Source organism: Pareuzebyella sediminis (assembly GCF_008367235.1).
Taxonomy (GTDB): domain Bacteria; phylum Bacteroidota; class Bacteroidia; order Flavobacteriales; family Flavobacteriaceae; genus Pareuzebyella; species Pareuzebyella sediminis.
Genome location: NZ_VTZS01000002.1, coordinates 748,320 through 760,886, shown reverse-complemented (window position 1 = coordinate 760,886; position 12,567 = coordinate 748,320). Strand labels below are relative to the sequence as shown.

Sequence of the window (12,567 nt, the reverse complement as noted above, 5' to 3'; positions counted from 1 at the left end):
TGCATCCGAAATTTGTAGGAAACAAATAGCGTATGAAAACGTTGCTTATACTCGTTAAAGAAGAGTTCACTAAGAAAGATAATATACTTGCCGCCATAAGTTGTTTGGTACTTTCCATTTCCATATTTTTCATCATGAAAGTTATCGGAGGGTAGTTTATAAAATCCTATTTGTATCACTTCTAGCCCTTACCAAAAAGTGGGAAAGTTCAATACATATCGACCTACTCACTACAGCAGAAAACAGACTCTTTTTATCATCGATACCTGCAAACCCTTATCCCCCGTTTTGATAGCATATCACGGCTTGAGGTCATAATGTCAAGCGATTGAACGCAACAATTAAGGTTTTATTAGGATTTAAATTCGTCAAAAACAGCTATTTTAGAAGGAATCGTAAAATGTGCCCCCCCACACAGACCTAGAAATCCTCCAAAACAAGAATGCTCGTTAGACCTCTAAAAACGCTTAAAATACTTTTTATTCTGAGTGCAGTTTTGCTGCTTTTCGATTGCTCTCCCAAATTTTCAAACATAGCGATACCCATAGAAGAGGTCAAAGATTTCTCCTATAATGGCGCACAAGTCATTGAGGACGAATGGTGGACCGCTTTTGAGGACGAGACCCTCAACCAATTGATAGACAGCGCCATGCAATCGAACTTTGATTTAGCGGCAACCTGGCAGCAGTTCGTGGCGGCAAAGGCGACCGTTTCTAGGGAAGCCTCGAATTTATGGCCCCAAATCGATGCTTCTGCACAATCCGCCATTAACCTTCCGGAACCGGATTTTGTAGGAGGTGAAAATACACAGTTGGGCTTATCCGCGAGATATGAACTCGATTTATGGGGAAGAATACGAACCGCTGTTCAAGCGGAGAAATTTAGGGCCGAGGCCAGCCTTTTTGACTATCGCACCGCCGCTATTTCGTTATCCGCAGAAATTGCCACCACATGGTACAGCCTCTTGGCTGCCCGTGAACAATTGCGCATTACAGAATCTCAAATCGCGACCAACGAAGATATTATTCGTCTCATACGATCCCGCTTTGTAGGTGGCCAAATAAGGGCCGTCGATATTTTACGACAAGCCCAGTTATTGGAAAGTACTAAAGAACAACAAATAATTTTCAGTACCAACATCAGCCTTTTAGAGAATCAACTGGCCGTTTTACTAGGGAGCCAACCTCAGGAAAATATAAATTTCGATACATCTAAGTTGCCTACTTTGCCTGAATTGCCGGAAACAGGACTTCCATTGGAGCTGGTTAGGCGGAGGCCCGATATTCAGAGATCTTTCGCCCTTCTACTAGCAGCCGATAGGGATATGGCCTCTGCCGTGCGTAATAAATACCCAAGAATTTCTTTGAATGCCAGAGGGCAATTACGATCTAACAACTTTGACAACCTCTTCGACAATTGGGCCTATTCGCTAGCAGGAAATATTCTGGCACCTCTGTTATATGGGGGGCAATTGAGTGCAGAGGTAAATCGAAATGAAGCTATAAAGCAACAAAGACTCTATGAATATGGGCAAACTACACTTACGGCATTTCAGGAAGTAGAAGACGGGCTTGTGCAAGATATCATGCAACAAAGCAGATTGGAAAACATCGCAAGACAACTTGAACTTGCGGAGAAAAGCAACAAGCAGTTGCGTGTAGAATTCTTGAACGGTTTTAGCCCATATTTAGATGTGCTTTTAGGCCTTGATCAAGAACAGCAGTTACGAAGAGACCTTGTAGCGGCCCAATTGCGACAAATCCAGATTCGCATTGGCCTATACAGGGCGCTAGCAGGTGGATTCGATACGGGACGGAATTTGGATAATTGATAGGGAAAAGAAAACAACTATATGAGCAACAAAAAAATTTTATGGATTTCCTTGGCCATTATTTTGGGCGGAATCCTTATCACTACACTAATTTTTTCCACCGAACCTGAGGCACAAAGGGAAGGTGCTACGGTCGAAACCGCCATGCTTGTTGATGTGGTTTCAGCAAAACGGGGCACTTTTGAACCTGTTATAGTAGCTACGGGAACCGTGCAGCCCGTAGAAGATGTCACTATTAGCCCGTTGGTCTCTGGGCAGATAATCCGAAGAGACCCTGCTTTTACTCCTGGTGGATTCGTGAAAAAAAATGAAGTGCTTTTACAGATAGACCCTTCCGATTATAGAAACACGCTTGAGTTGAGAAAGAGTGAACTGATGCAAAGCCAAACCACCTTGGCCACAGAAATGGGAAGACAACAGATAGCCCAACAAGATCTACAACTCATTGCCGATGATTCACTTTTTGGGGGTGGCCCCCTTTCCGAAGATGAACGGCAATTAGTACTTAGAAAACCCCAACTCAATGCTGTAAAGGCAAATATTGGAGCCTCAAAAGCGGCAGTAGACCAAGCCCGCCTTAATCTTGAACGAACCACGATTAGGGCCCCCTTTGATGCCCATATTTTAAATCAAAATGTGACCAAGGGATCTCAAGTGTCACCAGGCGATGATTTGGGGCGTATCGTAGGCACCGACCATTATTGGGTGACGGCCACTGTTCCGGTTTCGAAACTGCAATGGCTAAGTTTTCCGAGAAACGATACTGAAAAAGGAGCCAAGGTACGTATCGAAAACAGAACCGCATGGTCGCCTAATACGTACCGGGAAGGTTATCTTGATAAGCAAATCGGGGCACTCGATGGGCAAACACGTTTAGCCCGTGTATTGATAAGAGTAGCAGATCCATTGGCTACAAAAAAAGAATCGGAAGGGATGCCGAAATTGATGATCGGAGCCTTTGTAGAAGTGCAAATTCAGGCCGATACGATACCGAACGTGATTAGACTCAATCGGGATTATCTGAGAAGTAACGAGACCGTTTGGGTCATGAAAGACGAAAAATTAGAGATACGCAATGTTGACATTGTATTGAACGATGATGAATATGCATACATAAGCAAGGGCTTGGAAGACGGTGAAAAAGTTGTTATTACCGATTTGAGTACAGTGACCAACGGAATAGGACTACGTACTTCTTTGGAAACGGCCGAAAAAGAGAACAAAGAATAGCCTATGGGTACTAAAGAGAAAAATAGAAAAGTGAGAAAAGAGGGGGCAATAGCCTATATGGCCAAAAATTCTATCGCCACGAACCTGCTCATGTTAATACTTCTGGGCGGTGGTCTCTTTACGATGTATACCATTCAAAAAGAAGTTTTTCCCGAATTTCAACTGGATTTCGTCGATGTTTCGGTCGCCTACCCTGGTGCTTCGCCCGCAGAGGTCGAGCAAGGTGTTTTACAACCTGTGGAAGAGGCTGTTCGCGGAGTTCAAGGTATCAAGGAGATTGTCTCGGAAGCCCGAGAAGGATCGGGGGAAATAAGTATAGAGCTCATAGCAGGTTCCGAACGGATGAAGGCATTTCAAGACATCGATCAAGCCATTAACCGTATACGTACTTTCCCAGACGATATCGAGCGGCCGGAAGTGAGATTACAGTCCCGCCAGAGGGATGTGTTACAAATCGGTCTGTACGGGGACGCTGATGTTTGGACACTGCGGCAATTGGCCGAACGTCTAAGAACCATATTGTTGAGCAATCCCGCCATAACTCAAGTTGAATTGGGCAATGTACCCGATTATGAGACACGTATCGAAATACCTCGAAGCAACTTACAAAAGTACAACCTTACCTTGGGTCAGGTCGCAAACATTATCAGACAGAGTAGTAATGATGTTCCTGCAGGCGCCGTTCAAACCCAAAGCGGTGAAATTTTGCTACGTATGCAAGAACGTAAGCAGTGGGCCGAGGAATACGGCAATATCACCATTGTATCATCCGAGGCCGGGGCAAAGGTGGCACTAAAGGATATTGCTGAAATTACAGACGGTTTTGAAGAGGTCGGTTTTCATGGGCAATTCAATCAAAGTAATTATGTAGAGTTACGCATATTTAGAATAGGAGACCAATCACCTCTCGAGATTGCCGATGCTGTAGAAAATATTCTTGATAATTTTCAACTGCCGCCCGGAATCAAATATCGGACCGATAGCAATCGCGCAGAAGATTATCAGCAGCGGCTCTCTCTACTGACGGAAAACGGAGTGCTCGCCATTCTGATAGTACTGCTGATTTTGACACTCTTTCTAGAGTATAGACTTGCTTTCTGGGTGATGATGGGCATGACCGTATCGTTTGTAGGTGGAATGATACTCCTACCCCTCATAGGCATTAGTGTTAATATGATTTCGATGTTCGGTTTTTTGGTGGTTCTGGGCATCGTTGTTGACGATGCTATCGTCGTGGGTGAAAACGTTTACGAATACCGCCAAAAAGGCTTAAGCCCAATGCAAGCGGCAATTGCAGGAACCAAAGATGTATCCCTTCCAGTGACTTTTAGTATTGTTACGACGATTATCGCCTTTGTACCCCTACTCTTTATGCCTGGGGAAACCGGAAAATTCTGGAAGCCTTTACCTGCGGTGGTAATCGTGATTCTATCAGTTTCCCTATTGGAAGCTTTATTTATTCTTCCTTCCCACCTTGGACACCTGAAAAAGAAAAAAAACAAGAACAAATGGGTGTTAAAACTTGAAGGTTGGCAACGTGCTTTCGCCCAATCTTTCGACGGCTTTATAGAAAATACGTATCGCCCCTTTTTAGATTTATGTCTGAGATTCCGTTATATAACACTAAGTATTGCCGTGGCGCTATTGCTTATGGTCGGTGGATATGGACTAAGCGGCCACATGGGTTTGATTATGATGCCCGAAGTAGCTGCGGACGAAATTGAGGCAGGTGTACGCTTACCTGTTGGAACTACCCCCGACCAAGCGGCAAAAGTCGCTCATGATATATCTGAGGCCACACAGCGTATGTTCGAAGAACATAATCTATATGAGGTTGCAGAAGGTATTAAGACCAATGTAAGGGGACAGAGTTTCATAGACGTTGAAATTGTGATGTTGCCCCCCGACCAAAGGGATATTACCGCTGCTGCAGTCATTGCGTTATGGCGAGATAACATCGGGGATATTGAAGGGGTAGACCAAATCACATTTGAAGCAGAAAGAGGGCCCGGTGGTGCAAGACAAGCCATAAGTATAGATTTGAGTCATTCCGATATCAACGTCTTGGAACGGGCAAGTGCCGCCTTTGTCGAACGCATGAAGGCTTTTTCGAATACCCGTGATGTCACCGATAATTATAACAAAGGAAAAATGCAATTTGACTTCAAATTGCTACCACAAGGTCGAAACTTGGGGCTGACCTCAGACGACGTGGGTCGACAGGTCCGTGATGCCTTTTTTGGTGCGTTGGCTTTGCGCCAATTGCGGGGTATGAACGAAATCGAGGTTCGGGTTAAATTACCCCGTGAAGAACGAAAGAACATCAAAAACCTTGAAAATTTTCTTATACAAACTCCTAATGGCACCGAAGTTCCTTTATTGGACGTGGTTGAAGTTGAGCAACGAGAAGCTTTCACAAGCATAAATCGCCGGGACGGGCGTCGGGTCGTAAACGTCGGAATGGATGTAGAACCAGCGAATAGCGTGGGGCGGGTGATCGCTTCGGTTCAAGAGGAAACATTGCCCCAATTACGTGCGGATTTTCCTGGGATAACGTGGAGTTTTGAAGGTAGCCAGGCCGACATGAGGGAAAGCACGAATACCTTAAAAGCCGGTTTTGCCATAGCCATGTTATTGATTTATGCTTTACTTGCCATTGCCTTTAGCAGTTATATACAACCCTTGATCGTTATGACTGCCATACCTTTCGGGATCGTTGGTGCCGTCATCGGCCACATTTTATTAGGGTATGACCTCTCCTTGGTCAGTCTAATGGGGGTCATCGCATTATCAGGGGTCGTGGTAAACGACTCGTTGATCATGATCGACTACGCTAATAAACGTAGGCAAAAAGGGGAGGCGATCTATGCATCGATCCATGAAGCTGGTTTGCGAAGGTTCCGACCTATCATATTGACAACCATGACCACCTTTGGAGGCCTGGCCCCGATTATACTCGAAACCTCCAGTCAAGCTTTCTACCTAATACCTATGGCCATTTCTTTAGGGTTCGGAATCGTTTTTGCGACAACGATTATCTTGGTTATCGTTCCTTGCCTTTACCTCATCCTTGAAGATATCCGACTTTATTTTCTCAAAGGAAGGACCGTGAGGGAAGTCGATGTTTCCCAAACGGCAGCTCCAGAAAATCCTGCTTTGGCCAATAAATAAAGCTTGGTAGTCCCGATGTACTTCCTAAGGGTATTCCCATCGGACCAATAGCGCTATTTTTTTCTTTAAATGTGCGCATTAAAAAAGTCTAGTCGCTGTATTTTAGGAAGACATATTGTTAGTTCGCTGATACGCAGAAAAAGTAAGCGAGAAGGAACTATCACTTGAACTTCGCAAGACATGACCAAAAAAGATCTTTTAGGAAAAGAATTGAGCAACTTATATGCCATAGCCAAACAGGTAAATACCTATTTCAATGGGAGTGACATCAGCTTCCTTTCCAAAAAATCACAAGACGTATTGGCGAATTATGTAAAGTTCAGCTGTCAAAACGAAGAAGAGACTTCCGATAAACTCAGTGCCATCAAGGTCAACCCGGGGAACACTACGGATTCTATCGTGCAAGAGATTACCCAAAATCTTCATGAGATTGCCACCACTGATAGCCATAGCAAAGAAATTAAGGAAATGGGCTACCTGATGTCGCTGAACCGTTTAATAGGATATCATGTGGCCAATATTGAAAACATGGGTTATATGCAGCATGTTTCCAAAAATTCGACCACTACTTCTTCATAAAAGTAACTATATACGGCTGACCCATCCTCTTCCCCATAAAAATTTGCAGGGGGTAAAATAGGGGTTTGCCAAGGCTTTCATCTTACTTCGGCAAAACCATTCACAGAATAACAAAGCCGCGCATACCGCCATCATTCCCCTTATAATGCCTTCACTTAGTTTTAAAAGTCAACTCAACAGCAGTACTCTGCATTTAATTTGAGTTCCCCCCTTCAACTGGACATTTCAAAGAACTTACCCTACAGGAGACCTTGGAGGAATCTTACCTGCCAGCGACAAAATATATTGCCCCAAAAGGCCATTTTCAGCCTTGGGGTGCCAGTGAAGTAAAAACGTTCCATATTTGATTTACCCTTCTAAAATGCCAAGGCCAAGTTTCCTTCGGAGGAATGGAGCTCGATACGAACGATTTGATGATCGGTTTCACTTACTGGAACCATCAGACCCGTATACTTTACTTTAGCATTATTTTCCCGGGTAATCGTGAACTCAATATTTAAACCGTTGAAACTGCCCGCCAGCGGATTTTGTACTTCGCCACTATCGGTTTGAAGTATTTCGGCCCCTTCAAAAATTCCTTTTTCCACCCCCTTATTGTCCTCATTGGGCTGCAGACTAATTTGGCGGTCTTCATCTCCCTCAACGGGCCAAGTAGCATTGAAGGTCGGGATGAAAGTCACGCCTCCGCCTACATCCTCAGAACCACAGCCAATGGATGTGACTACAACTAATATTCCCAAAACAATCCGTAGTGCGTTTGAAGTTTTCATGTACTTGAATTTTAGATTAACGATTTAGTTCATTGTTCATTTCGGTTTGAAGGTGGGAGAGAAACGTATGTATTCTGAGGTCTAGAATATCGACTTGTCTATTAAGATCATCGATGTTCCGTTCTAAATTTTTAAGAATATCGGCCTTCTTTTTTTCTTTCTCTTTTTTACTTCCGCTATGGGTTTGATATTCCAAAATTGCCGTTCGAATTTTATCAAGTTTTAAAATATGGGTCTTATGTGTTTCGTCAAGAATATTATTAAAAATAATTTGTAGTTCTTGGCTTTTTGTGGGGGGCCAGTATTGCCCAAATTCCATAAGATATTTGGAGCCATTACCATTAATATCATTAAATATGGTATTATAGTTATTTACTACTTTGACGATTTCACCTGTATATTCTGGATGGTCAAGGGCGTACTTTGTCACATCTTTAAACTCTTTGGAAACATCCTTGACCCGAATAATATAGGTCTCCAGTAGTTTTGAAATGGTATGGTATTGGCTATTTTTAGCGGCCAATAATTCTTTACGATGCACCTTATCGAGTAACTCTTTCATATACTCTTTTCTGGTTTGATTATCGCGGATCAACCCTCTTCCTATGAGCACGCTCCCCTTTCTCAAAATAACTTCACTCAAACCCTGAAAGGTTACCGTAACCTCATAGACGCCGCTGTCGATATCATCCTTGACCTCCCCAAAAATAACCACTCCTGCCCTATTCGCCTTAAGGCTGTCAATGGAAGCGGCTGGCAAATTTTGGATATCGGCTATCTTATTCTCTAAATTTTGATGGGCCAATACCCTGTTATAGCGTCGTCGTTCCAAAACGGTATACAATCCTGAGTTTATAAGTTCGGTCTCGAAATCGTTGGTGAGCATCGTTCCGATTTCCCTGATCGAAGGGTCACTTACCGAAAAATCCCAAACGTAAACAATGGAGTCATTACTAGCTATGTTTTGTTCCTTGGCAAGCGCATTGTTAAAAAACAGCGCCCAGAACGAGAACGTCAAAATTAACATCCGAATAGGATGTAGCAAATGGCCTGGTTCAACACTCATACTATTGGTTTTAAACGTATCTGATCAACTAGGTTTAGATATACCTAGGTCATGTAACAATAAAAAATTACGGGGGAATTATTTAGTCTTACCTATACTGTCACCTATCAATTACATAGGGTCAGCCGAGTATTATTCTCAGCTATTAATTTATCGGTTTGACAATTTTTATCGCCATCCTGAATTTCAAAATGGTGACTGCTTTCCTTCTTATGTAGCCTAACGGTAATCGAAATCAAACCTCTTTCAATTATTTCGGCCGGTTTTCCATCAACAAAAACATAGGCTTGCGCCATGTCTGAGGGTACTACAAGTTCGACATCATAGATCACATTCGATAGGGGCGCTTCCATTTCGATCTCTTTGTCCTTATTATGAGACACTGAATCTCTACTGGACTCTTTCTGAAAAACCTTCAGAGTATCTTCCTCTACAGCAGATTCATTCTTGGGTACACTGGGCGCCTCCATATTTTCATCTAGGGCTTGCGAACTGTTTCGTAAAAAAGGTAGCACCAAAAAGAAAGCACATACACCTAAAATAGCGGTAATCCCAAAGCTAATCACCCTCCTTCTATTTTTATTCGCAACCTCGAAAAAAGCAGTAGTCCCAAAAAGTTTGGCCTTTATTTTTACGAATATGTTATCGCTATGCCCATTCAGTTCGTCGCTCTCAAGTTCATCGTTCTTTTCAACGGCAGGAGTTTCATTTTGAACCTCACTTTCAATTCTTTCCCGAACTGCCCCATATAACTGTTCAAAATTCGACAGTTTCAATTGAGCGATACTCAAGGTATTGGTATCTTTCAAAATATCTGTAAGCCTCGCTATATTATTTCGGATTTCGGAATTTAAATTCAAATCGTCAGTAAGGCCCTGAATGTTCGAAAGATCTTTTAATTGCTTTATTTCATTGCTAAGGCTCTCGGTTTCCCGCTCCCAATATTTCATCAATTTAATGCGTTCCGAAGGATCGGCTATGTTTACTTCATCGAGTACCACTGGAAATATACGGTCATAAAAGTGCTCGTTCTTAAAAATCTGGACCAGTTCGAACATGCAGTTAACCGAGTGCAGATACTTATCACTAATAACCAAAATGATATACTGCGCCCGACCAATCTGTCTCATGAAATCCTTAATGCGACCCTTATACCCCAAATGCTTTTTATCGCGAATGATGGGCAGTCCTCTTTTTTCGAATTCCATCTCTATGTCACCAGCGATATTCTCACTTTCCGAACCCCAGGCGTATGATATGTATATGGCTGGCTTGGCATTATGCTGCATGGCACAGAAAGTTTGTTCTGACCGACTATTACGGTCCACCGTTAGTCTTACTATAAATTACGATAATTTCTTATCAAGCGATCAAAATTTGTATCTAAGGTCTCAAATATTGTGCGGTTGGCTTGAATTAACATCTTACCGACCGAATCGGAACCTTCGGAATCAAGATTCCGATTGCTTTTTTGGCTCCACGATATACTCGCTCCAATCACTATGTTCGCCATTAATGATAGCCTCGGTTCTTTTTACCAAAACTTGAAAGGAATTCGGTTGATCATATGGCGATGTTTTCGTTTCCCAAAGAATTTTTTCGTGCTTAAGACGTTCTGAAGCGGTTCTGTAATTGATCCATTTCTCTTTGAATTTCATAAGTTCCAAAACCGAAGTCAGAATGGCCACCAAGGTACCCAGAATTCCAACTATCAAAGAAATAGAGCCTTTGGCACTAGCAAATTGCATTGATCCGGCAATCAGTGGAATCAGCACTGAGAAGACAATGGTAGCTATTTTGAATCCATTATAATAATCTTTGTTCAAGCTGCTTTTTTCGCTATACCATTTTCGTTGGCTCTCCAGTCTGTCTTCAATGTATTCTTCTGGCTTCATAGTACTAGGTTTTAGGTGTTTTACAGTTGAATCACTTCGCTCAAGGCTCCCCGTCTTTTAATCTCCTTGATCATGTGCTCCGTACCCCCGGGGCCATCTCCACCCTTTCCGTCCCAAACCGCTACGAGATTGAGGTGACGCCCTCCAAAGGATAGGGCCGTATTCAATAACCAGAGGTTATTCCGTTCCCAAAAAGAATAGTTTTTTTTCTCTTGAAGCCACACAGGAAGTTCTTTGGTCTCGGCCAAAATATCAATTTCGGTATTTTTATCTTCATACAGCTCGTAAAAACGTTTTACCCAATTATTTCCGGCAAACTGAACGGACTCCACTATATATTTTTCTGCGGGCAATGCTAAATACATTTTCATTTCAATACCAAGTTCTTTGCAGACTTCAAGAAAAAGGATATCCCCTCCACAGGCCCCGCCGGAAATCCCCAAAAAATTCTTTTCTGGCGAAGCTTTTCGGATTGCTTCTACGGCAGCTTTGATCTTTTTACGCACTTCGGCCTCACGATCTTTCGGAAAACGGGGTTCTTTACGGTCTTCGGCATCGATCATATGACCCGTAAACATAATAACTTCATCGTCAATTTTTAGCTCTTCATTCTCTAAACCACCTTTAAATTCACCTAGGGCCGCTTCAACATTCTCAGACATTATTCCGAGTTTTTTGTAAATCAACAATTGTCTTAAAGCTGCATCGTAATTAAAGTGGGGACCTAATTCAAGAGCAGTGGCATACAAATTGGCGACCCGTTCGGCATTATTGCTTGTAAGAAGGGTCAGGTCGGCATACGTTATATCGACCCAAGGATTTGCTTTACCATCTCGATCAAGGGCCTCTTTTTTAGCCATCAAGGATCGGCGAACCGTCACGGAGAGTTCATCGAATTCATTGTTGTATTCAGCCAAGGCATACTCAGCCTTTTGATCGGTTTCAAACTTCGATTTCCAAACCGCACTCTTCCGTTCGGCCAAAAGAATAATGGTCTTTAATAGACCTAGGGCATTCACACCCGAATAAAAATGGTTTAAATCTTCTTGATATCCCGAAGAGTAACTTTTATAGGCATCCTCCAAAAAACTAGATCGAATAGCCTCTCTTTCCCTCTTTTCAGGTTCTACATCTGTCCATCTCGTAATCCACTTGGCTTTTTCGTTGCGGGCTTTTAATGCAAATGCCTCGGCTTTTTTATCCCTTGGTAAATGTTTAAACTGCTCGAACAACCTCTTGATGGCCAACTCTGATTTTGCAAGAAACTTATTGGCCAACTCGTAATTATGTTGGCCTAACTCATGTGATTCAAGTCTTTGATATATAGTGGCAAGACGTTCATTGGTCTCAGTATCGTTTGGCCTTAATTTCTGGATAATCTCCCATGTTTGCTTGGCATCTGCATGTAAATTTAATTCAAATTGAATATCACCTATCATTCGAAGTGCAGGTAATTGCCACGCAAAAAAACAGGCTTCCGCGGCCAGAAGCGCCAATTTCCCACTGTGCTTCATCTTATGGGCAATAAATACTTCTTTTGAAAAATCGGCAGGAACTGCCAAGAAGTATTCAGGGTTTTGGGATTTGAGCTTTGGTAACATCAAAAAAACAGGACTATCGGGGCGTTCAGAATTCATGGTCTGCTTTATGCTCTCTTCTAAGATGTCGATTTGCAGCTCAGGTTTAGCTTCGTCATAAGACAAGTAACGATCTGTTTTTAGGTCAAAAGGCACTTGATCTTTACTACATCTGATCAATATGGTTTTAGCTGCCCGTAAGGCGTGTCGTATTCCTAGTTCATAAAAAACATTGGCATTATGTATAGAAATATCGGCAATGACCAGATCGCTTGTCAGCAAGAACTGAAACATATCTTGACGTATGTTACCTGCCTCCAAGACTTTGCCCGTTGTATAGCCCTTGATACCCGCCCTTAGTAATGCGGGTAGAATGAGCTTTTGTTCCACTTCATCGAAATCTATCTCGTTTTTTACTCCAAATGGGCGAACTATGAATGCTTCCATA

General features: G+C 42.6%; 9 protein-coding genes. 4 read left to right on the top strand and 5 right to left on the bottom strand.

The window, feature by feature from the left end; genetic code table 11:
- Window positions 1–442 precede the first annotated feature (442 nt).
- The 4 genes from F2B13_RS09895 (at window position 443) to F2B13_RS09880 (ending at window position 6,811) form a co-directional block, all read left to right on the top strand.
- Window positions 443–1,831, top strand: coding sequence for an efflux transporter outer membrane subunit (locus F2B13_RS09895; protein ID WP_149304086.1), 1,389 nt, complete (start codon window positions 443–445; stop codon window positions 1,829–1,831).
- A gap of 21 nt (window positions 1,832–1,852) precedes the next feature.
- Complete coding sequence (locus tag F2B13_RS09890) at window positions 1,853–3,061, top strand: efflux RND transporter periplasmic adaptor subunit (RefSeq protein ID WP_149304085.1); 1,209 nt, start codon at window positions 1,853–1,855, stop codon at window positions 3,059–3,061.
- Window positions 3,062–3,064: 3 nt separating this feature from the next.
- Window positions 3,065–6,232, top strand: coding sequence for an efflux RND transporter permease subunit (locus tag F2B13_RS09885; RefSeq protein ID WP_149304084.1), 3,168 nt, complete (start codon window positions 3,065–3,067; stop codon window positions 6,230–6,232).
- A gap of 180 nt (window positions 6,233–6,412) precedes the next feature.
- A complete protein-coding gene (locus F2B13_RS09880) occupies window positions 6,413–6,811 on the top strand; it encodes a hypothetical protein (RefSeq protein ID WP_149304083.1) in 399 nt (132 codons plus the stop codon).
- 356 nt (window positions 6,812–7,167) lie between these two features.
- On the opposite strand, the gene F2B13_RS09875 is transcribed toward F2B13_RS09880, so the two are convergent.
- From F2B13_RS09875 to F2B13_RS09855, 5 genes are all read right to left on the bottom strand, one after another.
- A complete protein-coding gene (locus F2B13_RS09875) occupies window positions 7,168–7,581 on the bottom strand; it encodes a hypothetical protein (RefSeq protein ID WP_149274916.1) in 414 nt (137 codons plus the stop codon).
- A gap of 16 nt (window positions 7,582–7,597) precedes the next feature.
- Window positions 7,598–8,647 carry a hypothetical protein gene (locus F2B13_RS09870; RefSeq protein WP_149304082.1) on the bottom strand — a complete coding sequence of 350 codons (1,050 nt, stop codon included), beginning with the start codon at window positions 8,645–8,647 and terminating at the stop codon, window positions 7,598–7,600.
- Between the two features lie 107 nt (window positions 8,648–8,754).
- Window positions 8,755–9,936: a toll/interleukin-1 receptor domain-containing protein gene (locus tag F2B13_RS09865; protein ID WP_149304081.1), complete on the bottom strand. Its 1,182-nt coding sequence runs from the start codon at window positions 9,934–9,936 to the stop codon at window positions 8,755–8,757.
- Between the two features lie 162 nt (window positions 9,937–10,098).
- On the bottom strand, window positions 10,099–10,542 hold the full coding sequence (locus F2B13_RS09860) for a DUF4231 domain-containing protein (protein ID WP_149274913.1): 444 nt from the start codon (window positions 10,540–10,542) through the stop codon (window positions 10,099–10,101).
- A gap of 20 nt (window positions 10,543–10,562) precedes the next feature.
- Window positions 10,563–12,566, bottom strand: coding sequence for a tetratricopeptide repeat-containing protein (locus tag F2B13_RS09855; RefSeq protein WP_149274912.1), 2,004 nt, complete (start codon window positions 12,564–12,566; stop codon window positions 10,563–10,565).
- Between the last annotated feature and the right edge of the window lies 1 nt (window position 12,567).